Origin of the sequence: Geomonas anaerohicana (assembly GCF_016458305.1) — a bacterium.
Lineage (GTDB): Bacteria > Desulfobacterota > Desulfuromonadia > Geobacterales > Geobacteraceae > Geomonas > Geomonas anaerohicana.
In genome coordinates this window covers 118010-142327 of sequence record NZ_JAEMHL010000002.1, presented here as the reverse complement: position 1 = coordinate 142327, position 24318 = coordinate 118010, and the positions used below count along the sequence as shown (strand labels likewise).

Below are 24318 nucleotides of genomic sequence, written 5' to 3'. Positions count from 1 at the left end.
AGGCCCGAGCACATGCAAGAGATGCGTAAGCGGTGTCGGGTCAGTCACGCATCAAAAATCTCCGAGCCGTCGCAGCCTAAAAGGGATATCCCTCATGGCTCCAGGCCAACGGGTTTCGCTGGAAACGGCGGAGCCTCCCTCTTGGAAAGGAGTCCCGGCGGCAGCTACTGCCGGTAGAACTAAATAAAAACAGGGAGCTTGAAAAGCATGGATAAGATTTTTCGCGTCAACATGACCGACCTCACCACCAAGATCGAAGAAGTTCCGGCAGCATGGGCAGGCCTGGGTGGCCGTGGCCTCACCTCCACCATCGTGGCCGCCGAAGTACCGCCGACCTGCCACGCGCTTTCCCCCGAGAACAAGCTGGTGTTCGCACCGGGCCTTCTGACCGGCACCGCGGCAGCCAACTCCGGCCGTCTCTCCGCAGGCGCCAAGAGCCCGCTTACCGGCGGCATCAAAGAGTCCAACGCAGGCGGCACCGCAGCACAGATGCTGGCCAAACTGGGCATCAAGGCCATCATCATCGAAGGCGCACCGAAAACCGGCGCCTGGTACAACCTGGCCGTGAGCGCTAACGGCGTCACCATCAACGAGGAGAAGGAACTGCTCGGTCTTGGTAACTTCGCCGTCATCGACGCGGTTGAGGCCCGCCTGGGCAAGAAGACCGGCGTCCTCACCATCGGCCCGGCCGGCGAACTGAAGATGACCGCCGCCAACATCTCCGTCAAGGACCCGGACAGCAAGATCCGCAGCCACGGCCGTGGCGGCCTGGGCGCAGTCATGGGCTCCAAGCAGATCAAGTTCATCTCCATCGACGGCGAAGGCGCGAAACCCGTGACCATCGCTGATCCGGAGAAATTCAAGACCGCAGCGAGGGCATTCTCCAAGGCGCTGCTCGACCACCCGGTCTCCGGCGAAGGCCTGCCGACCTACGGCACCAACGTCCTGGTCAACATCCTCAACGAAGCAGGCGGCCTGCCGACCAAGAACTTCACCGTCGGCCAGTTCGAAGGGCACGACAAGATCTCCGGCGAGACGATGCACGACACCATCGTGGCGCGCGGCGGCAAGCCGAAACACGGCTGCCACGCCGGCTGCATCATCCAGTGCTCGCAGGTCTACCACGACAAGGAAGGCAAGTACGTCACCTCCGGCTTCGAGTACGAGACCATCTGGGGCCTGGGCGCCGACTGCTGCATCGACAACCTGGACGACATCGCCCGCGCCGACAACCTGATGGACGACATCGGGATCGACTCCATCGAGACCGCCGTCATGTTCGGCGTGGCCATGGAGGCCGGCATCCTCAAGTGGGGCGACTCCAAGGAAATGCTCCGCCTGCTGACCGACGAAATCGCCAAGGGCACCGCACTGGGCCGCGTGCTGGGCGGCGGCGCCGCTTCCGTCGGCCGCACCTACGGCGTGACCCGCGTACCGGTAGTCAAGAACCAGGGCATCCCGGCGTACGACCCGCGCTCCGTCAAGGGCATCGGCATCACCTACGCCACCTCCACCATGGGCGCCGACCACACCTCCGGCTACACCATCGCCACCAACATCCTGAACGTCGGCGGCTACGTAGACCCGCTCAAGAAGGACGGCCAGGTCGAACTCTCCCGCAACCTGCAGATCGCGACCGCCGCAGTCGACTCCACCGGTATGTGCATCTTCGTCGCCTTCCCGGCGCTGGACATCCCGGAGTGCCTGCCGGCCCTGATCGACATGATCAACGCCCGCTTCGGCATCGCCCTCACCGGCGACGACGTCAACAACCTGGGCAAGTACATCCTGAAGACCGAGCGCGAGTTCAACCAGAAAGCCGGTCTCACCAACGTCCACGACCGCCTGCCGGACTTCTTCAAGACCGAGCCGGTCGCACCGCACAACGCGGTGTGGGACTTCACCGACGAGGAAATCGACGAGTTCTGGAACTTCTAGGAACCACCTTTGCCCGGCGTGACGGAAGTCACGCCGGGTTTTTCCGTTTGAGCCAAACAAGCAGGTGCCGTTATGCAGATCACACTCAAGCTTTTCGCCACATTCAGAAACGGCAGGTTCAAGGTCGCCGAGCAGGAGCTCGCCGAGGGGACCGACGTGCGCCAGGTGGTGCTCTCGCTCGGGCTCACCGAGGAGGAGATCGGCATCGTCATGCTGAACGGCCGGCACGGTGAGCTGGACAGCAAACTGAGCCACGGCGACACGCTTTCACTCTTTCCCCTGGTTGGAGGAGGCTGATATGCGCAAGGTCATCACTTTTCTGAAAGAGCAGGCGCAGGACGGCCTGCTCCCCTGGAGCGCCCAGGACGCCACCGCACAGCGTTTCCACCTGAGCCACGCGGCGGTCGAACTGATCGCCTTGCAAAACGGCCTCTTCCCGGCGCGCTACCAGCGCAACCGGAACATGATCCAGGTCGATGAGCAGCTGCGCCTGTTCCAAAGCCGCGTCGCCGTGATCGGCTGCGGCGGCCTGGGCGGCTACGTCCTGGAAGAGCTGGCGCGCCTCGGAGTCGGGCAGATCATCGCCGTCGACCCGGACATCTTCGAAGAGCACAACCTGAACCGGCAGATCCTCTCCTCGCCCGCCCTGTTGGGGCAGCCCAAGGCGGCCGTAGCTGCCGAGCGGCTGGCGCAGGTGAATCCAGCCGTCACGGTCACCGCCATCCAGGACTACTTCTGCCTGGCCAACGGTTTCGAGCTGCTGGCGGGAGCGCATGTGGCGGTGGACGCCCTGGACAGCATCCCGTACCGGCTGCAGCTGGCCGAATACTGCAACCTGGCCGGCATTCCCATGGTGCACGGCGCCATTGGCGGTTGGTACGGCCACGTCGCCTCACAGTTTCCCGGCGAGACCACGGTGCAGCAGATCTATCGCCACTGGGTCCAGGGCAAGGGGATCGAGCAGCAGCTGGGCAACCCGTCTTTCACGCCGGCCGTCGTGGCTAGCCTCGAAGTCGCCGAAGTATGCAAGATCCTGCTCGGCAAGGGCGAGCCGCTCAGGAACCGCAAGCTGGCCATAGACCTCCTGGAAATGGAGATGCAGGAGATATCCTACGCTCCGGCCCCGGTCACCCTGGTAGACGCCGCCTAACCGCCCGGAGTTCCCCCTCGCCCTCCGGGAGAGGGGCCAGGGTGAGGGAGAAGCAAAGCGGCAACGCTGCCGCTAAAAAAAAAAGCGACGCCGTCGACGACGCCGCAGAGAGCACCGAGGTGCATCATGCCAAGCTTTGAAGAAGCGCGAGGCATCATACTGGCCCACGTCGCCCCCCTTGGGGAGGAAAATGTACCGCTGTCCGACGCCCTGGGGCGCGTGGTAAGCAGGGACATCATCGCCCCCTGGGACCTGCCGCAATACGACAATTCCGCGATGGACGGTTACGCCGTGCACGCCGCAGATTGCACCTCCGTTCCCACCCGTCTCCTCATCACCGGTTTTCTCCCCGCCGGCGGCGCTGATTGCCCCGCCGTGACCGTCGGCTGTGCCGTGCGCATCATGACCGGCGCCCCCATTCCCGCCGGATGCAATGCGGTGGTCCCCATCGAAGAAACCGAGCAGGATGGTGCCCATGTGGTGATCAAGCAGAGGGCGCTCCCCAAGCAGCACGTCCGGGTCAAAGGTAGCGACGTCGCCTCGGGCACCCAGGTACTCCCTGCCGGCAGCCAGGTGCGCCCCGCCGAGGTCGGCATGCTGGCCGCCATGGGGCAGGCCCTGGTGCCGGTGTACCGCAAGGCGCGGGTGGCGATCCTCTCCACCGGGGACGAGCTGATCGAATTGGGCGAGAGCCCAAAGGCCGGCAGCGTGATCAACTCCAACGCCCTGTCGCTGGCCGCCGCAGTGCGCGAGGCGGGAGCGGAACCGGTGCTGCTCGGCATTGCACGCGACAACCTGGAGAGCCACCAGGACAAGATGCGCGAGGGGCTTTGCTGCGACGCCCTGATCACCTCGGCCGGCGTCTCCGCCGGTGACCGCGACCTGGTCCGGGAGGTAGCCGCGAGCCTCGGCGCCGAGGAACTGTTCTGGAAGATAGGGATGAAACCGGGCGGCCCGACGGCCTTTTCGGTCTGGCAGGGGAAGCCGATCTTCTCGCTCCCCGGCAACCCCGTCTCCACCATGGTGACCTTCGAGCTGCTGGTGAAGCCCGCCCTCCTGAAGATGATGGGGCACCACCGGGTACTCCCCCCCTTCGTGAAAGGGATCCTGGCAGAGGACGCCCACAAAAAGGCCGGCAAACTGCACTTCATCCGGGTCACGGTGAAGAAGCGCCACGGCAGGCACGTCGCCTACTGCGCCGGCGAGCAGCACACCGCCATCCTCAGCACCATGACCAGGTGCGATGCCCTGGCCGCCCTCCCCTGCGATGCCACCTTCATCCCGGCCGGGAGCGAAGTGGACCTGGCACTGATGAGGGAAGTCGACCTCTTGAGCGAGGCTGAAGTCGGCATAAGGTGCTGTGCCTGAAGCAGAACCAAAACTGAACGGCTCATAATAATAATTAATTTGGTATATTTTCTTTCCCGAATATGCGATAAGGCTGATGGTAGGATTCGGGAGGTGAAATATGCAAGAGATGTTGATTTTGGGTGGGATCGTGGTGGGGTGGATCGTGCTGCAGCGGTTTATCCTGCCCAGCATGGGGATCGAGACGTGAATGTCTCCCGCATGCACCTCCGGTCGGGGGAAAAAGAAGGAAGAAGAGAAAGAGCAGGAAGGATAAGAAAGGGCGCCGCTTAAAGCAGGCGCCCTTTCTTTTTGTTCTGTTTGATCTCGTTCCCAAGGTCCGCCTTGGGAACGCAAAGCCTCTCCGAAGCTCCGACTTCCCTCGGATGCAAAGCTGGAGCTTCGCGCCGAATGGGGTTCCCAAGCTGGAGCTTGGGAACCAGGAAGTTCGCACCAACGGTAGGGGCGAATAATCATTCGCCCCCCACCGGTTGATGCCGGCAACGTAGAACGTTGAACGTTGAACGTCCGTTGCCTCTTAGTACCTGTAATGCTCCGACTTGTACGGCCCTTCCTTCTTGACGCCGATGTAGGCGGCCTGCGCGTCGGTCAGCTCGGTCAGCATGGCGCCCAAGGTCTTCAGCTGCAGGCGCGCCACCTTCTCGTCCAACTCCTTGGGGAGGATGTAGACGCCCACCGGGTACTTGCCCGGGTTGCAGAAGATCTCCATCTGCGCCAGGGTCTGGTTGGCGAAGGAGGAAGACATGACGTAGGAGGGGTGGCCGGTGGCGCAGCCCAGGTTCACCAGGCGCCCTTCGGCGAGCAGGATGATGCGCTTGCCGTCCGGGAAAATGACGTGATCGACCTGCGGCTTGATGTTCTCCCACTTGTACTGCTTGAGTTTCGCCACCTCGATCTCGTTGTCGAAGTGCCCGATGTTGCAGACGATGGCGTTGTGCTTCATCGCCTTCATATGGTCGTGGGTGATGACGTCGATGTTGCCGGTGGTGGTGACGAAGATGTCCGCCTTGTCCGCCGCCCACTCCATGGTGACCACCTTGTAGCCTTCCATGGCCGCCTGCAGCGCGCAGATCGGGTCGACCTCGGTGACCCAGACCTGGGCCTGGAGCCCGCGCATCGCCTGGGCGCAACCCTTGCCCACGTCGCCGTAACCGCAGATGACCGCCACCTTGCCGGCCACCATGACGTCGGTGGCGCGCTTGATCCCGTCCATGAGGGACTCGCGACAACCGTAGATGTTGTCGAACTTGGACTTGGTGACCGAGTCGTTGACGTTGATGGCCGGGAACTTAAGCGTCCCCTTCTCGTACATCTGGTACAGGCGGTGTACGCCGGTGGTGGTCTCTTCGGTCACGCCCTTGATGCACGCTGCGGTCTTGGAGTACCAGTCCGGCTGCTCGGCGAGGCGCTTCTTGATGGCCGCGAACAGGAACTGCTCTTCTTCGCAGGTCGGGTTGGCGATCACGGAGGGATCCTTCTCCGCATCGGAGCCCAGGTGCAGCAGCAGGGTGGCGTCGCCGCCGTCGTCCAGGATCATGTTCGGGGCGCCGCCGTCGTGCCACTCGAAGATCTTGTGGGTGTAGTCCCAGTACTCGGCCAGCGTCTCGCCCTTGTGGGCGAAGACCGGGATGCCTGCGGCGGCGATGGCCGCTGCTGCGTGGTCCTGAGTAGAGAATATGTTGCAGGAGGCCCAGCGCACCTCGGCGCCCAGAGCGGTCAGCGTCTCGATGAGCATGGCGGTCTGGATGGTCATGTGCAGCGAGCCGGCGATGCGCGCACCCTTGAGCGGCTGGGCAGCGGCGTACTCCTCGCGGATCGCCATGAGGCCCGGCATCTCGGTTTCTGCGATGATCATCTCCTTGCGGCCCCAATCAGCCAGCGACATATCCTTTACGATGTAATCCTTGGTCACGTTACTTCTCCTTTTGGTAGAGTCGGGGCTAGGGACTGGGGGCTAGGGGCTGGCAAAATCGTTTTGCCTGTCCCATCCCCACTTCCCTGCCCCTGTTTTATCGTTGTTAATCTTCGGTTCTACTAGTCCCTAGCCCCTAGTCCCCAGCCCCTGCCTTTACCGCCTTGACCAGCAGCACACTCTCCTGCCCTACCCCGGACGGAAGTCGCTGCACGGAAACCTCGGTGAGTCCTGCTCCCTTGAGCCACGCCTGCAGTTCATCCTCTTCGAACCCCAACCACTGGTCGGCCAGTTGCTCCCGGGCCCACTCCCGCTCGTGGCGCGCCAGGTCGGCCAGCACCACGGTCCCCTGCGGCTGCAGCACCCGGACCATTTCGGCCAGTACCGTCTGCGGGTCGGCGGCATGGTGCAGCACCATGTTGGCCACGACGCATCCCGCACCGCCGTCTGCGATGGGAAGATGGGTCATCTCGCCGAGCCTTAGTTCGGCCCCCGGTACGCCGTCCTGGACCAGGCGCCGCCGCGCCTCCACCAGCATCGCAGGCGAATGGTCCACGCCGATCACCTGTCGTGCCTTGCCTGCCAGTTGCGCCATCAGGGTCCCGGTGCCGACACCGATCTCCAGCAAAACAGACACCTCGGGGACCAGGGCCAGCAGCGCCTCCTGGTACTCCGGCACCGGCAGCAGGGTGCGTGACAACTCGTCCCACTGGGCCGCGTGCTGGTCGAAGAACTCGAGGCTCCGCTTGCGACGGGCTTCCAGGGCCTGCGCCACGGCCGCGAGATCGTTGCGGCGCTCCGGGAGCTGCTCCAGTTCGCGCTCGAATTCCGGGCGGATGGCACTGAAGAAGGGGTTCTGGCCCCCCGCCCGGTAGTAGCTCCAGGTCCCCTGGCGCTTGACCGAGAGCACGCCCGCCTCCGCCAGGATTTTCAGGTGCCGCGAGATGCGCGACTGTCCCATCCCCATGATCTGGGTTAGTTCCTGGACGGTCAGTTCGGAGTTGAGCAGCACCGCCACCAGCCGCAGTCGGCATGGGTCGGCCAGCGCCTTGAAAAGTTCGAGCATACGCTATATCAACCTTGATGATTTCGTTAAATCAAGTTTTCTTGATATAGCACGGCCGGCTGCTGCTGGCAACCAGAAATGGATATTATTTCCCGCTCATTGGGGGACTGGCTCCGCCAGGTGCCTGTCCCTTCCGCCGCGCCCCCTCTGCCGTTCTCAGATTTCCTCAGATTTCCTCCGTGGCCAATGGTTTTAGAAACGAAAAATCCCCCTGCAGCTATGCCACAGGGGGATGGGAAATCAGGTTCAACGATCGAGTTTAGGCCGCCTGGTCCTCGGCGACGACGCCGGTCTCGGCGAAGATTTCGTCGAAGATCTCCTGGACGGTCTCGATACGGGTCGCCTTCCAGGCGTTGGTGCCGCAGAAGATGAGGCCGGAGTCCACCTCCCCGCGCTGGGCGCGGTCCAAGGACTTGACGATGCAGAAACGCTCGCCGCTTTCCTTGTAGGAGCACTTCTTCAAGCAGCCATAGGAGCAGACCGAACCGTGGTCACGGTCGTAGGAGACGATCCCTTCCTGGTTGGTGAGGATGGCGCGGCCGGGAAGGCCGGCGGGGCTCATGATGAGGCCGATGTCCTCTTTCTTGCAATCGAGGTAGGCCTGCTTGAAGGCGTCATCGGCGTCGCACTCGACGGTGGTGACGAAGCGGCTCGCCATCTGCACCCCGTCGGCACCTTCGGCCAGGGCATGCAGCACGTCGGCACGGTCCCAGATACCGCCGGCGGCGATCACCGGGATATCCAACCCGTACTCGCTGCGGAAGAACTCTTTCACGCCGCGCACGGTCTCGTACTGGTCGTACTCGCCGGTGCCGATGTTCTCCATCTTCTCGCCCAGGTGCCCGCCGGCAGTGTCCGGGTCCTCGACCACGACTGCGTCGGGCAGGCGGTTGTAAGCCTTGTCCCATTTCTTGGCGATGAGCTGCGCCGCACGCACGGAGGAGACGATGGGCACCAGCGCCACGTCAGGCGCGTGCGCGGTCAATCCCGGCAGGGTCATGGGGAGTCCGGCGCCGCAGACGAGCACCTTGGCTCCCGCTTCCACAGCGGCGACCACCAGTTCCTCGAAGTCGGTCAGCGCGACCATCACGTTCACCCCGATGATGCCGTCCGGAGCGATCTCGTAGGCTTTGCGGATCTCATCCTTCAGCGCCACACAGTTGGTTTTGAGGTAGTTCTTGCCGTCGAAAAATTCGCTGTTCAAGGTTATGCCGGGGGATGCCACCAGCCCGACGCCGCCACACTTGGCAACGTGCCCTGCGAGAGATCCTGCCGAAATCCTGACGCCCATGCCGCCCTGGATCAGCGGGTAACGTGCCTCGTGTTTGCCAATGCGCAACGGTTTGAACATATGCTCCTCCTGACTGTCTGACTGCACCGTAAACACATTAACAGAGAACCTCAAATTCTTTTGTAATAGTACTGTAAAACAAAGGAGCCTCTCCCCCACAGATACCCCTTGCAAAAAGCCGGCAGCGATGCTACCAGTGAGGCATGAAAATGAACCGGAAACTATCCAACCCGTTGATTGCACTGATAGGGATCCAGCTGATCTGGGTGGTCATGGTCATCTCCTGGATCTACTGGTTCATCGGCAGGAGCAAAGAGTTCCGCAACCTGGCGCTGCGCTACAAACCGGAACTCCTGACCCAGGGGATGGAGTGGATCGTCCTGGTCGAGGGCCTGTTGATGGCAATCGCCATCCTCGCCGGTGTGTATGTCATCTTCCTCTACTGGCGCCGCCAGGCCAACCTCTACCTGCAGCAGCGCAGCTACATCTCCCAATTGACCCATGAGCTCAAGTCGCCGCTCGCCTCGATCCAGCTGCACCTGGAGACGGTGAAGATGCGCGACCTTCCCAAGGAAAAGCTGGACGGCTTCATCGACACCATGCTTTCCGACACCGAGCGCCTGAACATCCTGATCAGCAACCTGCTCATGGCCACCAGGATCGAGTTTCGCCAGTTGGGCGAGAAGGCGAAAAAGATCAACTTCTCCGAGTTCGTCACCAGCTACCTGCAGGGTAAAAGCAGCGACCTCCCCGAAGGGGGGAAGCTCACCATGGAAATCGAACCCAATATCAACGCGATCATCGACGTCGAGGGCATGGAAATGGCTCTCAGAAACCTCTTCGAGAACGCGCTGCTCTACTCGCCGGTCTCGCCCGAGATCAGGGTCTCACTCAAGCGCAGCATGAGCGGGCGGCAATGCCAGCTCGACTTCCAGGACAACGGCAAGGGCCTCACCAAGAACGAACTGGAGAAGATCTTCGAGATGTTTTACCGGGTGCGCACGCCGGGTGAGAACATCAGGGGGACCGGCCTGGGGCTCTACATCGTCAGGTCCGTGGTCAACGCCCACGGCGGCAAGATCTCCGTCGAGAGCCCAGGGCTCGGCAAAGGCTGCACCTTCCACATCACCCTGCCACTCCAGGGCAGGCAGCAACGAGGTTAGGCATGTCCGGCGAAAAACCGCACATACTGCTGGTCGAAGACGAGATGCACCTGGCGCGGGGCATCACCTTCAACCTGGAACAGGAAGGCTACCTGGTGAGCCACGTCGAGAGCGGCGAGGAGGCGCTCGAGAAGGTCACAATGGAAAAGTTCGACCTGATCATCCTGGACGTTATGCTCCCGGGGATCGGCGGCTTCGAGGTGTGCCAGAAGATACGGGGGCTCGATTCGCGGGTGCCGGTCCTGATGCTGACCGCGCGCTCCGCCGAGAGCGACCGGATCTCGGGGCTCGCTGCCGGGGCCGACGACTACCTGGTCAAGCCCTTCAACCTGAAGGAGTTCCTGCTCAGGGTGTCCGGCATGCTGCGCCGCAGCGCCTGGTACCGGCCGGAACCGGTGGAGGAAGGGTATCGATTCGGGGACAACGAGGTGTTCCTGCTTTCCTACCGCGCCAGGACCAGGCAGGGGGAGATCGATCTCACCGACCTGGAAGTACGCATGCTGTCCCTGTTCTTCCATCGCGAGGGGGAGGCGATACCGCGCGGCGAGATCCTGGAAAGCGTCTGGGGCTACGCCACCGACGCCGAGACCAGGACCCTGGACAACTTCATCGTGCGGCTCAGGAAGTACTTCGAGCCCGAGCCCTCCCGCCCCGTCTTCTTCCAGACCGTGCGCGGGGTGGGGTACCGGTTCAGCAGGAAAAGCTAACAGCCGTTCAACGCTCAACGTTCAAGGTTGGAACGGGTGTAACTGCATGTGGCGCCACATAGCTACGGCCACATTGGCAACAATAAGAAAAGGCCTTCTGGATCACCAGAAGGCCTTTTGCTTTTAACATCGAACGTTGAACGTTGAACGGTTCCTTAGAGTCCCGCCTTCTCCCTGATGAGGGCGGCCTTGTCGGTGCGCTCCCAGGTGAACTCGGGGAGCTCGCGGCCGAAGTGGCCGTAGGCTGCGGTCTTCCTGTAGATCGGACGCAGCAGGTCGAGCTGCTCGATGATGGCGCGCGGACGCAGGTCGAACACCTCACGCACGATCTCGGAGATGCGCTTGCTCGGGATCTTGCCGGTGCCGTTGCAGTCAACCATGACCGAGACCGGATCGGCGACGCCGATGGCGTAGGCAACCTGGACTTCGCAACGCTCGCAGACGCCGGACGCAACCAGGTTCTTGGCGACGTAACGACCCATGTAGGCCGCGGAACGGTCCACCTTGGAGGGGTCCTTGCCGGAGAAGGCGCCGCCGCCGTGGGCACCGTGCCCGCCGTAGCTGTCGACGATGATCTTGCGGCCGGTGAGACCGCAGTCGCCCATGGGGCCGCCGATGACGAAGCGCCCGGTCGGGTTGATCAGGAACTTGGTTTTGGCATCCATCAGGTTGGCCGGGATGATCTTCTTGATGACTTCCTCGATGATCCCTTCCTTGATCATCTCGTAGGAGACCTCGGGGGAGTGCTGCGAGGAGATGACGATGGTATCGACGTGGACCGGCTTGTCATCGATGTACTGGATGGAAACCTGGGACTTGGAGTCGGGACGGAGGAAGTCGAGCACGCCGGTCTTTCTCACGTCGGCAAGCCTGGAAACCAGCTTGTGCGCCATGAGGATGGACATCGGCATCAGTTCCGGAGTCTCGTTGCAGGCAAAGCCGAACATGAGCCCCTGGTCGCCGGCGCCCTGCTCCTTGAACATCCCCTCGCCTTCGGTCACGCCCTGGGCGATGTCCGGGGACTGCTTGTCGATGGAGGTGAGCACCGCGCAGGTTTCCCAGTCGAAGCCCATGGCGGAGTCGTTGTAGCCGATCTCTTTTATCGTCTCGCGAACGATCTTCGGATAGTCGATGACTGCGTTGGTGGTGATTTCTCCGGCGATGACCGCCATACCGGTGGTCACCAGCGTTTCACAGGCGACGCGGGATTTCGGATCCTGGACCAGGATCGCATCGAGAATCGCGTCGGATACCTGGTCGGCAACCTTGTCCGGATGCCCCTCAGAAACAGACTCGGAGGTAAAGATAAAGTCCTTCATTTCCATAAGGTAAAACCCCCTAACGAAGTGTGTAGCAGGTAGCTGTAAAGCTTGCAGATTGTATAGTTGGCAATCATCTTTGTCAATAATTAAATGAGGCCAATATCAGTCATTTCCCCCACATCACCGTGCACTACCAGAGCCGAAAGATCATAATTAATTGCCTCCAATAAAATCCCCGGTACAATCATTTCCGTCATGCCATGAGGACCATCATTGGCGACTGTCATGCCTCACCGGGTGCAGAATCGGGATGCCTTCAAGGGGGAGATAACAATGAGAGTGCTTTGGCTGTTACTGCTGAGCCTGTTCCTGGGAGCATGCGGGGGTTCCGGCTCGACCGGCAGTGCCGGGGACGACGGCAAGGTGCACATTCCCGAGCCCGCGCTGGGGACAGCCCGCCTCAGTATCGGCACCCAGGGCCCTGGCGCGGATTCCGTTCTCTATGCCGCACAATTCACCCTGCGCCTCCCCGCCGGAGTGTCGCTCCCCACCACCGACGGCAACCTGTTGCCCGACGGACTGCTGGTCCCGGCAGTCAGCGGCAGCTTCACCGGCGCCAGTTTCCTGCAGATCTCCGTTCCGGGGCAGGTGCTGCTGGTGAACATCGCCCATCCCGGCGGGCTCACCGTAGGCCCCCTGGCAACCCTAACCTGCCAGGTAGACGCGGGGGTGGCGCTGACGGTCGATGCCTTCACCCTGGAGAATTTTTCCGCCCGTGACGCCAACGGCGCCGTCATCCCCGGTATCACCGCCAAACTCACCCTGCAAACGCAATGAGCGGCTGGGGCATATAGCGCCAGCCGCTCACCTGTTGCCTTCCCCCGCAGGGGAAACCATCTTACTTTTCCTACTCAGCCAGCTTCACGGAGGTGATGAAGACCGGCTCCACCGGCACGTCCTGGTGGCCGGCCTTGTTGCCGGTTTTCACTTCGCGGATAGCGTCGACGACGTCCATCCCTTCGATCACCTGGCCGAACACGGCGTAGCCGAAGCGGTCCGGGGTCTTGCCGGCATGGTCGAGGAACGCGTTGTCCACGACGTTGATGAAGAACTGGGAAGTGGCGCTGTCGACCACGGCGGTACGGGCCATGGCCAGGGTGCCGCGCACGTTCTTCAGGCCGTTGGTGGCTTCGTTCTTGATGGCGAACTTGGTCTTCTTCGGCTGCATGTTCTCATCCAGCCCGCCCCCCTGGACCATGAAGTTCTTGATGACGCGGTGGAAGATGGTGCCGTCGTAGTAGGCGTCCTTGACATAGGAGAGGAAGTTGCGCACGGAGATGGGAGCCTTGTCCTTGAAGAGCTCGATCTTAACGGTGCCCATCGAGGTCTCCATGACGACTACGGGATTTTTTTCTTCAGTCATTATGTTGCTCCTTTATAGTTGGTTTGTTACACCTTTTCTGTTTGCAGCGGTCTTCAATACCACACAAAGAAGTATGTGGGAAGTTTTTACTGGTTGAGGCGTTATTGCTACGGTATCATGTACAGTCAGTGATTGTACCAGAACCCGCTTGCTAGTGCAGCTATAGTATTAAAATATCCTCAGGAGCGCATCATGAAAGTTTCAACCTTCACTCTCTTGGCGACACTGACACTCTCCCTCTTCTCCACTGCCCTGCCCGCAGCAGCCGCGCCGGACCTGCAGCAGGTCGCCAAGGTCGGTGATCCCGCCCCCGGTTTCAGGCTCGACGCCTGGGTCGGCACCACCGCAGGCAAGGAGTTCAAGCAGATCTCGCTCGACGACTACCGCGGCAAGTGGGTGCTGCTCTTTTTCTACCCGATGGATTTCACCTTCGTCTGCCCCACCGAGATCAAGGGGTTCAACCAGGCGCTCCCCGAGTTCGAGAAGCTGAACACCGTGGTCCTGGGCGCCTCGACCGACAGCAAGTACTCGCACCTGGCCTGGGTGCAGCGCGGCGACCTGGGCAACCTGCAGTACCCCCTGCTGTCGGACATCAAGAAGGAAGTGGCCGAGAAATACGGCGCCCTGGACGAGAAGGAAGGGGTGGCCCTGCGCGCCCTGTTCATCATCGACCCGGACGGCGTGCTCCAGTACCAGGTGGTGCACAACCTGGACGTGGGCAGGAGCGTCGAGGAGACCATGCGCGTCCTCGAGGCGCTGCAGACCGGTTCGCTCTGCCCCCTGGGGTGGAAGCCAGGCCAGAAGACCCTGGGCAAACCGTAATTTCGCAAGTGGTAGGGGGACAGGCACCTGGCGGAGCCAGTCCCCTCCCCATTACCCCATCATCGCCTTCATCTTGGCGAAGAAATCCTCCGCCGTCTTTTCCGCCTCCTCAGGCGTCACTTCCTTGGCCACCCCGGTTTGCTGCACGTTCAGCACCGTACCCGGGATCTCCTCCAGAAAGCGCGACGGGACCCGCTCCTCCATCTTGCCGTACTTCTTCCTGAACAGCGTGCGCGTCATCACCAGCTGCTGGCGCGCCCGGGTGATGCCGACGTAGCACAGGCGCCGCTCCTCGTCGATGCTGTCGTCCTCGTAGATGGCCCTCTTGTGCGGCAGGATCTCGTCCTCCATTCCCACCAGGAACACGAAGGGGAACTCGAGCCCCTTGCTGGAGTGCAGCGACATGAGCGTCACCGCGTCCTTGCCGTGATCCTTCTTGTCCTTGCCGGAGAAGCGGTCCTCGTCCATGAGCGACACCTTCTCGATGAAGCCACCAAGCGTCGCCTGGGGCACGCGTTCCTCGTAGGCCGCCATGGAGTTGATGATCTGCTCCACGTTCTCCACCTTGCGCCGCGCCGCCTTCTGGTCGTCGATGGTGCGGAAGATCTCCTCCTCGATCTTCAGCTTCTCGAAGAGCGCCTTCCCCTTCTCGGCCAGTCCCCCTTCGGCCCGGAACGCCTCCGCGGCATCGAGCAGGGTGTGGTGAAAGGCAAGCACCTTGTCCCGGATCGCCTCGGAGATCCCTTCGATCTCCCCCACCCTGCTGATCGCCTCGAACAGGGGGATCTCCTTTTCCAGCGACCACTGGTTGATGCGGATCACGGTGCTGTCGCCGATGCCGCGCCGGGGGAAGTTGACGATGCGCAAAAGCGCCACCTCGTCCAGGGGGTTGGCGATCACCTTGAGGTAGGAGAGGGAATCCTTGACTTCCTTGCGCTCGAAGAACTGGGTGCCTCCCACCAGCACGTAGGGTATGTCCTCGAAGCGGAGCTGCTCCTCGAAGGCGCGGCTCTGGGCGTTGGTGCGGTACAGGATGGCGAAGTCGCTGTAGGGGGTGTCCTTCTTGAAACGCTCCAACTGGATGCGCTCCACCACGCTGGTCGCCTCCTCCTCGTCGTCCTGGACGATGCACAAGTCGATGAGCGGCCCCTGCCCCGACGCGGTCCACAGCCTTTTCGCCTTGCGGATCTTGTTGTTGCCGATGACGCTGTTGGCGGCATCCAGGATGTTGCCCGTCGAGCGGTAGTTCTGCTCCAGCTTGATGGTGCGGCACCCCTTGAAATCCTTCTCGAAGTCGAGGATGTTGCCCACGTCCGCACCGCGCCAGCCGTAGATGGACTGGTCGTCGTCGCCGACCACGCAGAGGTTCTTGCAGCCGGCGGCCAGGAGGTTCACCAGCAGGTACTGGGAGGAGTTGGTGTCCTGGTACTCGTCCACCATGATGTAGCTGAAGCGCTCCTGCCAGTGTTTGATGACCGGCGGGTGATGCTGCAGAAGCTCCGCCGTGAGCATGATGATGTCGTCGAAGTCGATGGCGTTGAAGGCCTTCAGCGCGGACTGGTAGCGCGGGTAGACCAGTGCCGCCATCATGTCGATGTCGTCGAGCGGGTTGGGGGCGAAGCGGTCGGGGGGGATCAGCTTGTTCTTCGCGCCGGAGATGCGCCAGATGATGCTTTCCGCGTCGTACTTCTTGCTGTCGGTGTTGACCTCGCGCACGATCTGGCGCACCAGGCCCACCTGGTCTGCAGTCGAATAGATGGAGAAGTTCTTCTTGTAGCCCAGGCGCTCGATGTCGCGTTTCAGCACGCGCACGCCCAGCGAGTGGAAGGTGGACAGCACGATCCCCTTGCAGTGCTTGCGCCCCACCAGGTGCTCCACCCGCTCCTTCATCTCCTTGGCGGCCTTGTTGGTGAAGGTCACCGCGAGGATCTGATCCGGCGGCACCCGCTTGTCCAGGATCAGGTGCGCGATGCGGTAGGTGATCACCCCGGTCTTGCCCGACCCGGCGCCGGCGAGCACCAAGAGGGGCCCCTCCGTGTGCTTCACGGCGGCAAGTTGTTCGGGATTGAGACGGGACAGGTCGAGCATGAATTCCTCATAAAGCGGGTAGTTGCGCCGCAGCGCTGCGAAGCTTCCGGGGCTGCGGGCCAAAAAAGAGCCGTCCCCGGAAAGGTGCGGCCGGTTATTGTTACCAGAAGCAAAACGGCAATGCAAGCCGCTATATCCATGCCAGTTCCAAACTGCCGCGCGGTGTGATATAAAGCACCGTTCAAGACAAACCGCCACGAGGTTCACCATGGAAGCACAAGCCGCCGCCCAGCGCATCGCCTGGCTCTCGAAGGAAATCGAGCGCCACAACCGCCTTTACTACGAACAGGACATGCCGGAGGTCACGGACGCCGAGTACGACGCGCTGTTCCGCGAGCTCCAGGGGCTGGAAAAGGAATTCCCGGAGCTTGCCCTCCCCGACTCTCCCACCGGCAGGGTCGGCGGCCGGCCGCTGGCGAAGTTTACCCAGGTGCGCCACAGCATGCCGATGCTCTCCCTGGAGAACGCCTTCACCGAGCAGGACATGATCGACTTCGACGACCGGGTCAAGCGCTTCCTGGGCCTCGCCGCCGACACCGGGATCTCCTACGTCTGCGAGCCGAAGATGGACGGCGTGGCGGTGGAACTGGTGTACCGCGCGGGGCTCTTGGCGATCGGCTCCACCCGCGGCGACGGTGTCGTGGGCGAGGACGTGACCCAGAACCTGAAGACGATCAAGGACGTGCCGCTGCGCCTGGAAACGCAGCAGCCGCCGGAACTGCTCACCGTGCGCGGCGAGGTGTACCTGCCGCTGGCGCCCTTCCGCAAGTTCAACCGGGAGCGGGAAGAGGCGGGTGAGCCACCCTTTGCCAATCCCCGTAACGCGGCGGCCGGTTCGCTGCGCCAGCTCGACTCCCGGATCACCGCCAAGCGCCCCCTGAGTATCTTCTGCTACGCCCCCGGGGAACTGGGCGGGGTGGAGTTCAGCGCGCAGAGCCATTTCCTGGAAACCATCCCGACCTGGCGCCTGCCGGTAAACCCGCTCACCCGAGTGGTGCACGGGATCGACGAGATGCTCGCCTACTACCAGGAGATGATGGAAAAGCGCGACGACCTCCCCTACGAGATCGACGGCGTCGTGGTCAAGGTCGATTCGTTCCGGATGCAGAGGGAGTTGGGAGAAAAGAGCCGCTCGCCGCGCTGGGCCATCGCCTGGAAGTTCCCGCCGCGCCAGGCGACCACCGTGGTGGAGCAGATCTTCCACTCGGTGGGCCGCACCGGTGTCATCACCCCGGTCGCCTTCCTGAAGCCGGTCAACGTATCCGGCGTCATGGTGTCGCGCGCCACGCTGCACAACTGGGAGGAACTGGAGAGAAAGGACATCCGCGAGGGTGACACCGTCATCGTCGAGCGTGCCGGCGACGTGATCCCGGCCGTGGTGCAGGTCATGCTGGACCAGCGCCCGGAGGGTGCGGTCAAGCCCGAGGTGCCGGCGACCTGCCCCGTTTGCGGCGGCGAGGTGGTGCGGCTGCCCGACGAGGTGGCGGTGCGCTGCGTGGCCCTCAACTGCCCGGCGCAGCTCCTGGAGCGTGTGAAGCATTTCGCCTCCCGGCGCGCCATGGACATCGAGGGGCTGGGAGACAAGTTCATCGAGCAGCTCCTGCACCTGAAGCTGATCCAGGACGTGGCAGACATCTACTCGCTCAAGGAAGAAGACTTCATGCAGTTCGAGCGCATGGGGAAAAAGCTCGCCGAAAACCTTTTGAACGCCATCGCGGCCAGCAAGGAGCGCGACCTGTCGCGGCTCATCTTCGCGCTCGGCATCAGGCACGTCGGCGAGCACACCGCGAAGCTTTTGGCCACGGCGTTTGGCAGCATCGAAAACCTGGCCAAGGCGAGCGAGGAGGAGCTGGTCAGCGTTCGCGAAGTGGGACCGCAGGTCGCCACCAGCATTGCCGACTTCTTCAAAAACGAAGAGAACCTGAAGGTACTGGAGCGGCTCAAGGAGGCCGGGGTGAGTCCCAAGGTCGAGGAGAAACGGGTCGGCGGTCGGTTCACCGGCAAGACCTTCGTCTTCACCGGCGCCCTGGAGAAATTCACCAGGGACGAGGCCAAGAAGATGGTGGAGCAGGAAGGCGCCCACGCCGCCGGGAGCGTCTCCAAGAAGACCGACTACGTGGTGGCCGGCGCCGACGCCGGCAGCAAGCTGGAGAAAGCGCGCCAGCTGGGCGTGCGGGTCCTGACCGAGGAAGAGTTTTTGGAGCTGATGCAGTAGGAGTTGCAGGAAAGAGCAGGCAAAGGGCGCGGCAACCTGACGGTTGCCGCGCCCTTTTTGGTTCAGCGCTGTTCTTACGGTTCCTACTTCGCCAGCTTGGCCGTCAGCGCCGGGACGAACTGCATCACGTCGGCCACCACCAGCACGTCGGCTACCTCGCCGATGGGGGCGTCTTTGTCCTTGTTGATGGCCACTATGAACCCGGACTTCTTCATCCCCGCCAAATGCTGAATGGCGCCGCTGATACCGCAGGCAACGTAGAGCTTCGGACTGACGGTCTGCCCGGTTACCCCTACCTGCGCCCCGGCCTCCATCCAGCCGCTGTCCACTATGGGGCGGCTCGCCCCGACCTCACCCCCCAACACCTTGGCGAGTTCGGCAATGACCGGCAGGTTTTCCTTCTTTCCGACACCACGCCCGGCACTGACGATGATCTCAGCCCTGGTCAGGTCGACCCCCTTGCGCACCGCAGCCTCGTAACCTAAAAACTCGGTCCTTCCTTCTCCGTCAACGTCCAACGCCTGTTGCTGCGGCGTCCCCCCCGGCACCAGCGCCGGGAAGGCGCCGCCCTGCAGGGTGAGCACGACGGGCGCGCCCACCGGTTTGACTACCTGCCTCATCTTCTGGCTGCAGCAGGGCCGCTCGAAACCTCCCTCCGCCAGGGCAACCACCTCGGAGACCTGCGGCGCCTTGAGCAGGGCCGCCACCCGCGGCGCCAGGTCCCACCCGTAGGAGGTGTGCAGGAACACCACGTAGTCCGGCTTCTCCCGCTCCACCGCCGCCTGCACCAGCCGCTTGTGCAGATCGGGGTTGTACTCCCCATATTTACCGGCATCGGCCAGGTAGACCGTTCCCCCGTAGCTCGGCAGAGCGGTTTCGTTGCCGACCAGGACCATGGCCGTCTCGGCTCCCAGTTGGGATGCGAAGCCGAACAGTTCGTAGCTGTATTCCAAGAGTTTTCCATCCCGGCATTCGCCTACGAGTAAAGCTTTCATGGTCGCCCCCTTAACGCAAAACCGCCGTCTTGTCCTTGAGAATCCCGATGAGCCGGTCGACCTGGTCGGCAACGTCTCCTTCCAGGACCACACCGCCTCCCTTTTTAGCGGGAGCGCTGAACTGCGCCAGCACCAACCTGGCCTCCTGCTGCAGCAACTGCTCCACCGGGATCACACTCACCTCTTTCTTCTTGGCCTTCATGATGTTGGGAAGTGTCGGGTAACGCGGCTGGTTCAGCCCCAACTGGCAGGTGACCAGGGCCGGGGTTTTCAGCCTGACCACCCCTTTCACCCCGCCCTCCAACTCCCGCTTCACGGTCACGGTGCCGTCCGCGTACTCGAAAGCGACCACGGTCGTGGCGCAGGGGTAGCCGAGCGCCTCGGCTACAGCCACGCCCACCTGGGTCGAGCCGCGATCGAGCGACTGCATGCCGGTGAAGATGAGGTCGAATGCCTCACCCTTGGCATAGGCCGCGATGATCGAAGCGATCTGGAACGGGTCCTTCAGATGGGCTTCCGGGTCCCGCACGTGCACGGCGCGGTCCGCCCCCATGGCGAGCCCCTTCTTGATCGCCTCCACCACGCGGTCCGGCCCCACGGAGAGCAGCGTTATCTCGGGTTCGCCCCCCAACTGCTCCTTGAGCAGTACCGCCTGCTCGATGGCGTACTCGTCGTATTCGTTGACGCGGAAGGCGAGATCGGTCTCCGCATACCAGACACCCGCGGCGTCGGGGCGAAAGCGCGATTCCATGTCAGGCACCTGCTTGACGCATACCAGTATTTTCATAATGAACCTCCTCCGGCGTTACGGGCGGCAGCACCTATCTGCGCCGCAGCCCCTTCCTGCGGGGAATGATATCGCTTACTTAGAGAATAAAGGAGGAAGCAGAAGTGTCAAACTTTTTCATGAGGTGGTGAGGCCGCCATGGCAGGTAAGTGGGCGGCCTGCCGGAACTAGCGGGGAGATTGCAGGTGTGGTGCAGGGGAACTAGAGCCAGTAGGCCAGTTCCTCGCGGCAGCCGGGGAGCGCCTTGTTCTTGAGACCCTGCTCCAACTCGCACAGCAACTGGGTGAGTTGGCGAAAGATCTGGTTCTTCTCGGCGATGTCGTCGGTCTTGTCGAGCTTTGCCAGCAGCTTCAAGTAGTTGGCGTAGGCGGTGTCAAAGGTGTCCATACCAGGTTCCTCCCGTATTGGCGCCAAGGGGCGTAAGCAGGAGGATACCTTTACCTTTAAATTAAAAAATTTTCAAGATATTTTTCTTAAATTTAATTAACTAAGCAAACGAATCAGACAGACATGGTTTCGACCCTGTTGCGGCCGTTCTGCTTGGCGCGGTAGAGCGCCTCGTCGGCCCGGCGGAACAACGCGTCGATGTTGTCGACCTGCGGTGAGGGATAGGTGGCGACCCCCGCGCTGACCGTCACGGTGAGGTCCTCCAGGGGGGGTGGAAAGGTATGATCGATGACGGCCTGCCTCAGGCGTTCGGCGGCGGTTACCCCACCCTCCAGCGCGGTGCCGGGGAAGACCAGGACGAACTCCTCGCCTCCGTAGCGCGCGGCGCTGTCGTAGGCACGCATCTGCTGCTGCACCACCTCGGCTACGGAGGAAAGCACGATGTCGCCGTTTTGATGGCCGTAGGTGTCGTTGACCTGCTTGAAGAAATCGATGTCGACCATGACCAGGGAAAGGCTCTCGCGGTTCCGTTTGGCCCTGAAGAACTCGGCTTCCAGAACCTCGGCCAGGTGGCGCCGGTTGAAGAGTCCGGTGAGATGGTCGATGTTGGTGAGGCGTTTGAGCTGCTCGTTGGCCTGCCTCAGCTCGTCCTGCAGGGATTTGATCTTGAGCTGGACCTTGACGCGCGCCACGAGTTCGCCGGAGTCGAAGGGCTTGGTGAGGTAGTCGCTGGCGCCCTGTTCCAACCCCCTGATCTTGGAGTTGAAGTCCATCTTGCCGGTCAGCATGATGATGGGCAGTCCCTGCAGGTCCGGGCGCGAAGCGACCAGCTGCAGGAACTTGTAGCCGTCCATGCGCGGCATCTCGACGTCACAGATGACCAGGTCGGCCTTGCACTCGATCAGGGTCTTGAACCCCTCCATGCCGTCCTTGGCTTCCCGGTACTCCGCGAACACCCCCACATCCTGCAGAGTCCGTATTACCTGCTCCCGAATAGCAGCCGAATCATCGATTACGAGTGCACATGTGGACATGATGTCTCCCATCGGCAAGGCTCAAAACAGCAAGCAACAGCCCCCGTCGTCTCCTCCGGCGTCTTCGACATAATGAGGTCTAAAAAGCGTCACGGGGTGCCGAAAGCTGCGCAGCACTGCTCATTATGAGTTACGGTATGGCTTGATGAAAAAGTAGATAATCAGAAGGAACGGGAAGGAAGAAAAAGCCGCCTCGAAGTTCCCTTTAAAGAGTTGCCACGTACCAAAGCTTATGACTGCAACGGTAAACAGGATAATAAAAACGGCTGCAAGTTTGTTCATAGCGGGGATAGTAACTAAACTTCCATGAAATTGTCCAGTGATTTCAGACAGTGACAGTGGCGGGGGTGGGAATGGCTGCCGGTCAGGGGGTATTCCAGTCCCAGGAGAATTTCAATTCGTCCTCGGTAATGAAGAGTTCACAACAGGTCTTCTTGAAGGCGGCCTGGTTGGCGGCGCTGTCGACCTCCTCCTGCACCGCTTTCTCGATGACGGAGTCGGGAAGGTCGAGGTTCTTCTCGAAAGAGCCTTCCACGAGCCCCTCGCGCCATCCCGCCTCCTTGAGCTGGATCTTGAACAGCCCGATGTGGATGCTGTTGTTGACGCCGTAATCGACCAGCAGGAGCACATTCTTCGCCATCTCACACCTCCCTGCAAACCAACTGCCGTGCCGCAGCCTGCGCGAACCGTTCTAGATTACCACAAAAGTCCCCTATCAGACTGGAACTCAAACCATTTGCCGCTGATGGGGTCCTTGAAACGCAACCGTTGCGCCAGAAGCTGCAGAGGCTTTTCGAAGTCGTCGGGCTGCCGGGGCTGCAGCTGAGGGTACAGCCTGTCGTTGAGGATCGGCACTCCCAGCGAGCTCAGGTGCACCCGCAACTGGTGCGTCTTGCCCGTGCGCGGGCTGAGTGCGAACAGCGAGGCCCCCTCCCGCTCCTCGAGCAGGCGGATCTCGGAGCGTGTGTTGGGTATCCCGGGTTCGGTTGCCATCACGAACCACGGCTCCCCCTGCACCAGCCGGCTCTCCACCAGCCACTCTTTCTTCCCGTCGGGGACCCGCCCCACGCCGATTGCCCGGTACTCCTTCTCGATCAGGCCCTCTCTGAACAGCCCGCCGTAACGGCCGCGCGTCTTCGGGTTCACCGAGAAGAGCACCAGTCCGGCGGTTTCCCGGTCGATCCGGTGCAGCGGCACCAGGTGGTGGATCCCGGTCCGCAACCGGAGCCGGTGCAAAAGGCTTTGGTTCAAGTAGGCGCCGCCGGGGGTCACCGGCAGGAAATGCGGCTTGCACGCCACCAGCAGCTCGTCGTTTTGAAACAGGACCTCCTCCGGGAAGGGGATCTCACGCTCCGCCTCCATTTCCCGGAAATAGAAAACCCGCTGCTGCGGCGCGTACGGGGTGGCGATGCCGATTGGCGCGCCGTCTTCGCCGAGGACCTTGCCCTGGGCGATGCGGCTCTCCCACACCTCCCGCGGGATCCTGGGGAAACGCTCAACCAGGAAGGCGAACACCGTCGGGTAAGGGTGCTCGAGCCGGGGCATGGTGACCTTGGCGGGGTATTGGGAGATGGACATCACGGAGACCTTTGTTTAGGAAATAGCGGCTTAGAGCAGGGCGGGCAACGGCCGCAGCCAGGAAACCGGCGCGCGGGCAGGATAACACGGAGCGGCGGCACAGGCAATGGCGCCCCAGTGCCAACAAGAAGCAAAACCAAATCCCCCCTGTCCCCCCTTCGCAAAAGGGGGGAACGTAAGGTTTCCTGCAGCGCTTCGGGTGTGGCGGAACGCTCCATTCCGCTCAGCCAGCTTATTACCCCCCAGGTGGACAGCACCTGGCGGAGCCTGTCCCCTCCCTCAGTCGAGAACAAAAAAAGAGGGGCAACCCGTCGATTGCCCCTAGTGTTGGACGGCCGGCAGAAAGGGCCGATCACAAATCGGTGCAGGCGCTCAAGCGCCTGCTGTTGCTGCGAGCACGTGTTTTATTCTGATCAAACCGAAAAAAGCAAGCTTGCACATTAGGTGCTACCTCGGCAACCGGTCACGACGGGAAGATGCCCGTAGCTTCTACTTCTTTATCAGCTGCTATCTAACCTGATACACTAAAAACAATGTTTTGTAAACAAGCACTTTGTATGACAAAGTTTTCGGTTGGGTCTGGGCTCGTTGCCCGAATCCGATTGACAGCCAGAACGCCATGTTCTAGATTAGCTGGGAATTTATTTCCACCGTGAGGTTTTTCATGGACATCATCAAGGACGGCGAAGAGATCACCTCGATCGGGGACGTCGCCGCTGCACTGGGACTCACCACCAGGACCATCCGTTACTGGGAGGAAGTCGGCATCATCGAAAGCGTACCGAGAAGCGACGGCGCCACGCGCGGCTTCACCCCCTATTATGTGCGGCGCATCAAGTTCATCATCAAGCTCAAGGAGTTGGGGCTCACCATCAAGGAGATGCAGGACCTCTACGCGGCCTACGGCGAGGCCAAGCAGACCGAGCGCATGGTGCCCCGCCTGGTGGAAATCCTGGATGAACACATCGCGAAGATCGACGACAAGATGGCCCGGCTCGCCTCGCTGCGCAGCGACATCGTCAGCTACCGCCAGCACATGGTCACCAAGTTCGGCGCCTCCCAGGCCAGCGGCGCCTGACGGCGCCGCCCCTTGCCCCCCCCTCCCCTCTCGCGACGGCGCAAGGCGCGCCAG

At 61.9% G+C, this 24318-nt stretch carries 23 protein-coding genes and 1 riboswitch; of the genes, 10 read left to right on the top strand and 13 right to left on the bottom strand.

The features are described 5' to 3' along the window. Window positions 1–46 precede the first annotated feature (46 nt). A riboswitch (molybdenum cofactor riboswitch) is annotated at window positions 47–168 on the top strand. 39 nt (window positions 169–207) lie between these two features. From JFN91_RS04020 to JFN91_RS04005, 4 genes are all read left to right on the top strand, one after another. After that, on the top strand, window positions 208–1938 hold the full coding sequence (locus JFN91_RS04020) for an aldehyde ferredoxin oxidoreductase family protein (protein ID WP_199387921.1): 1731 nt from the start codon (window positions 208–210) through the stop codon (window positions 1936–1938). Window positions 1939–2010: 72 nt separating this feature from the next. After that, entirely contained in the window at window positions 2011–2235 is a 225-nt protein-coding gene (locus tag JFN91_RS04015; RefSeq protein ID WP_199387920.1) for a MoaD/ThiS family protein, read from the top strand. A gap of 1 nt (window position 2236) precedes the next feature. Further along, window positions 2237–3088: a HesA/MoeB/ThiF family protein gene (locus tag JFN91_RS04010; protein ID WP_199387919.1), complete on the top strand. Its 852-nt coding sequence runs from the start codon at window positions 2237–2239 to the stop codon at window positions 3086–3088. A gap of 126 nt (window positions 3089–3214) precedes the next feature. Next, window positions 3215–4456, top strand: a complete 1242-nt coding sequence (locus tag JFN91_RS04005; RefSeq protein ID WP_199387918.1) for a molybdopterin molybdotransferase MoeA — start codon at window positions 3215–3217, stop codon at window positions 4454–4456. A 517-nt stretch (window positions 4457–4973) separates the two neighbouring features. On the opposite strand, the gene ahcY is transcribed toward JFN91_RS04005, so the two are convergent. The 3 genes from ahcY to JFN91_RS03990 form a co-directional block, all read right to left on the bottom strand. Further along, window positions 4974–6368, bottom strand: coding sequence for an adenosylhomocysteinase (gene ahcY, locus JFN91_RS04000; protein ID WP_199387917.1), 1395 nt, complete (start codon window positions 6366–6368; stop codon window positions 4974–4976). 136 nt (window positions 6369–6504) lie between these two features. Further along, on the bottom strand, window positions 6505–7434 hold the full coding sequence (locus JFN91_RS03995) for an ArsR/SmtB family transcription factor (protein WP_199387916.1): 930 nt from the start codon (window positions 7432–7434) through the stop codon (window positions 6505–6507). Between the two features lie 259 nt (window positions 7435–7693). After that, window positions 7694–8785 carry an NAD(P)H-dependent flavin oxidoreductase gene (locus tag JFN91_RS03990; RefSeq protein WP_199387915.1) on the bottom strand — a complete coding sequence of 364 codons (1092 nt, stop codon included), beginning with the start codon at window positions 8783–8785 and terminating at the stop codon, window positions 7694–7696. A 143-nt stretch (window positions 8786–8928) separates the two neighbouring features. Here JFN91_RS03990 and JFN91_RS03985 point away from each other — a divergent pair, with 143 nt between their 5' ends. Together JFN91_RS03985 and JFN91_RS03980 are read left to right on the top strand one after the other, a co-directional pair. Beyond that, the gene (locus tag JFN91_RS03985) at window positions 8929–9888 is read left to right on the top strand and encodes a sensor histidine kinase (protein ID WP_199387914.1); all 960 of its coding nucleotides are present in this window, start codon (window positions 8929–8931) and stop codon (window positions 9886–9888) included. Window positions 9889–9890: 2 nt separating this feature from the next. After that, the gene (locus tag JFN91_RS03980) at window positions 9891–10595 is read left to right on the top strand and encodes a response regulator transcription factor (protein WP_199387913.1); all 705 of its coding nucleotides are present in this window, start codon (window positions 9891–9893) and stop codon (window positions 10593–10595) included. A gap of 155 nt (window positions 10596–10750) precedes the next feature. Here JFN91_RS03980 and metK read toward each other — a convergent pair whose 3' ends face one another. Then, window positions 10751–11920 carry a methionine adenosyltransferase gene (gene metK / locus JFN91_RS03975; RefSeq protein ID WP_199387912.1) on the bottom strand — a complete coding sequence of 390 codons (1170 nt, stop codon included), beginning with the start codon at window positions 11918–11920 and terminating at the stop codon, window positions 10751–10753. Between the two features lie 83 nt (window positions 11921–12003). Next, the gene (locus tag JFN91_RS03970) at window positions 12004–12144 is read right to left on the bottom strand and encodes a hypothetical protein (RefSeq protein ID WP_199387911.1); all 141 of its coding nucleotides are present in this window, start codon (window positions 12142–12144) and stop codon (window positions 12004–12006) included. Window positions 12145–12190: 46 nt separating this feature from the next. Here JFN91_RS03970 and JFN91_RS03965 point away from each other — a divergent pair, with 46 nt between their 5' ends. Next, window positions 12191–12694, top strand: a complete 504-nt coding sequence (locus JFN91_RS03965) for a hypothetical protein (protein ID WP_199387910.1) — start codon at window positions 12191–12193, stop codon at window positions 12692–12694. 70 nt (window positions 12695–12764) lie between these two features. Here the strand turns inward: JFN91_RS03965 and JFN91_RS03960 are convergent, their stop codons facing one another. Further along, on the bottom strand, window positions 12765–13280 hold the full coding sequence (locus tag JFN91_RS03960; protein WP_199387909.1) for a peptidylprolyl isomerase: 516 nt from the start codon (window positions 13278–13280) through the stop codon (window positions 12765–12767). Window positions 13281–13472: 192 nt separating this feature from the next. Between JFN91_RS03960 and JFN91_RS03955 the strand changes: the two genes are divergently transcribed. Continuing rightward, window positions 13473–14102 carry a peroxiredoxin gene (locus tag JFN91_RS03955; RefSeq protein ID WP_199387908.1) on the top strand — a complete coding sequence of 210 codons (630 nt, stop codon included), beginning with the start codon at window positions 13473–13475 and terminating at the stop codon, window positions 14100–14102. A 51-nt stretch (window positions 14103–14153) separates the two neighbouring features. Here JFN91_RS03955 and JFN91_RS03950 read toward each other — a convergent pair whose 3' ends face one another. After that, entirely contained in the window at window positions 14154–16190 is a 2037-nt protein-coding gene (locus JFN91_RS03950) for an ATP-dependent helicase (protein ID WP_199387907.1), read from the bottom strand. A gap of 208 nt (window positions 16191–16398) precedes the next feature. Between JFN91_RS03950 and ligA the strand changes: the two genes are divergently transcribed. After that, window positions 16399–18405 (top strand): NAD-dependent DNA ligase LigA, encoded by a 2007-nt coding sequence (gene ligA, locus JFN91_RS03945; protein ID WP_199387906.1) that lies wholly within the window; start codon window positions 16399–16401, stop codon window positions 18403–18405. Window positions 18406–18488: 83 nt separating this feature from the next. Here the strand turns inward: ligA and JFN91_RS03940 are convergent, their stop codons facing one another. The 6 genes from JFN91_RS03940 to JFN91_RS03915 all read right to left on the bottom strand — a co-directional run bounded on the left by JFN91_RS03940 (window position 18489) and on the right by JFN91_RS03915 (window position 23186). Beyond that, a complete protein-coding gene (locus JFN91_RS03940; RefSeq protein ID WP_199387905.1) occupies window positions 18489–19400 on the bottom strand; it encodes an electron transfer flavoprotein subunit alpha/FixB family protein in 912 nt (303 codons plus the stop codon). Window positions 19401–19410: 10 nt separating this feature from the next. Continuing rightward, complete coding sequence (locus JFN91_RS03935; protein WP_199387904.1) at window positions 19411–20187, bottom strand: electron transfer flavoprotein subunit beta/FixA family protein; 777 nt, start codon at window positions 20185–20187, stop codon at window positions 19411–19413. Window positions 20188–20388: 201 nt separating this feature from the next. Continuing rightward, entirely contained in the window at window positions 20389–20574 is a 186-nt protein-coding gene (locus JFN91_RS03930; protein ID WP_183349089.1) for a hypothetical protein, read from the bottom strand. A gap of 113 nt (window positions 20575–20687) precedes the next feature. After that, the gene (locus tag JFN91_RS03925; protein ID WP_199387903.1) at window positions 20688–21608 is read right to left on the bottom strand and encodes a diguanylate cyclase; all 921 of its coding nucleotides are present in this window, start codon (window positions 21606–21608) and stop codon (window positions 20688–20690) included. Between the two features lie 364 nt (window positions 21609–21972). Then, complete coding sequence (locus JFN91_RS03920) at window positions 21973–22248, bottom strand: hypothetical protein (protein ID WP_183349082.1); 276 nt, start codon at window positions 22246–22248, stop codon at window positions 21973–21975. A gap of 56 nt (window positions 22249–22304) precedes the next feature. Then, window positions 22305–23186, bottom strand: coding sequence for a pseudouridine synthase (locus JFN91_RS03915; RefSeq protein ID WP_199387902.1), 882 nt, complete (start codon window positions 23184–23186; stop codon window positions 22305–22307). Between the two features lie 664 nt (window positions 23187–23850). Between JFN91_RS03915 and JFN91_RS03910 the strand changes: the two genes are divergently transcribed. Beyond that, window positions 23851–24264: a MerR family transcriptional regulator gene (locus JFN91_RS03910; protein WP_199387901.1), complete on the top strand. Its 414-nt coding sequence runs from the start codon at window positions 23851–23853 to the stop codon at window positions 24262–24264. Window positions 24265–24318: the final 54 nt, after the last annotated feature.

Bases quoted from the DNA above. Each gene is read 5' to 3' on its own strand.
- JFN91_RS04015 (WP_199387920.1), top strand. From the start codon at position 2,011: ATGCAGATCACACTCAAGCTTTTCGCCACATTCAGAAACGGCAGGTTC.
- JFN91_RS03915 (WP_199387902.1), bottom strand. From the start codon at position 23,186: ATGTCCATCTCCCAATACCCCGCCAAGGTCACCATGCCCCGGCTCGAG.
- metK (WP_199387912.1), bottom strand. From the start codon at position 11,920: ATGGAAATGAAGGACTTTATCTTTACCTCCGAGTCTGTTTCTGAGGGG.
- JFN91_RS03920 (WP_183349082.1), bottom strand. From the start codon at position 22,248: ATGGCGAAGAATGTGCTCCTGCTGGTCGATTACGGCGTCAACAACAGC.
- JFN91_RS04010 (WP_199387919.1), top strand. From the start codon at position 2,237: ATGCGCAAGGTCATCACTTTTCTGAAAGAGCAGGCGCAGGACGGCCTG.
- ligA (WP_199387906.1), top strand. From the start codon at position 16,399: ATGGAAGCACAAGCCGCCGCCCAGCGCATCGCCTGGCTCTCGAAGGAA.
- JFN91_RS04005 (WP_199387918.1), top strand. From the start codon at position 3,215: ATGCCAAGCTTTGAAGAAGCGCGAGGCATCATACTGGCCCACGTCGCC.
- JFN91_RS03935 (WP_199387904.1), bottom strand. From the start codon at position 20,187: ATGAAAATACTGGTATGCGTCAAGCAGGTGCCTGACATGGAATCGCGC.
- JFN91_RS03925 (WP_199387903.1), bottom strand. From the start codon at position 21,608: ATGTCCACATGTGCACTCGTAATCGATGATTCGGCTGCTATTCGGGAG.
- JFN91_RS03930 (WP_183349089.1), bottom strand. From the start codon at position 20,574: ATGGACACCTTTGACACCGCCTACGCCAACTACTTGAAGCTGCTGGCA.
- JFN91_RS03970 (WP_199387911.1), bottom strand. From the start codon at position 12,144: ATGACAGTCGCCAATGATGGTCCTCATGGCATGACGGAAATGATTGTA.
- JFN91_RS03940 (WP_199387905.1), bottom strand. From the start codon at position 19,400: ATGAAAGCTTTACTCGTAGGCGAATGCCGGGATGGAAAACTCTTGGAA.
- JFN91_RS03995 (WP_199387916.1), bottom strand. From the start codon at position 7,434: ATGCTCGAACTTTTCAAGGCGCTGGCCGACCCATGCCGACTGCGGCTG.
- JFN91_RS03965 (WP_199387910.1), top strand. From the start codon at position 12,191: ATGAGAGTGCTTTGGCTGTTACTGCTGAGCCTGTTCCTGGGAGCATGC.
- JFN91_RS04020 (WP_199387921.1), top strand. From the start codon at position 208: ATGGATAAGATTTTTCGCGTCAACATGACCGACCTCACCACCAAGATC.
- JFN91_RS03955 (WP_199387908.1), top strand. From the start codon at position 13,473: ATGAAAGTTTCAACCTTCACTCTCTTGGCGACACTGACACTCTCCCTC.
- JFN91_RS03960 (WP_199387909.1), bottom strand. From the start codon at position 13,280: ATGACTGAAGAAAAAAATCCCGTAGTCGTCATGGAGACCTCGATGGGC.
- JFN91_RS03950 (WP_199387907.1), bottom strand. From the start codon at position 16,190: ATGCTCGACCTGTCCCGTCTCAATCCCGAACAACTTGCCGCCGTGAAG.
- JFN91_RS03980 (WP_199387913.1), top strand. From the start codon at position 9,891: ATGTCCGGCGAAAAACCGCACATACTGCTGGTCGAAGACGAGATGCAC.
- JFN91_RS03990 (WP_199387915.1), bottom strand. From the start codon at position 8,785: ATGTTCAAACCGTTGCGCATTGGCAAACACGAGGCACGTTACCCGCTG.
- JFN91_RS03910 (WP_199387901.1), top strand. From the start codon at position 23,851: ATGGACATCATCAAGGACGGCGAAGAGATCACCTCGATCGGGGACGTC.
- JFN91_RS03985 (WP_199387914.1), top strand. From the start codon at position 8,929: ATGAAAATGAACCGGAAACTATCCAACCCGTTGATTGCACTGATAGGG.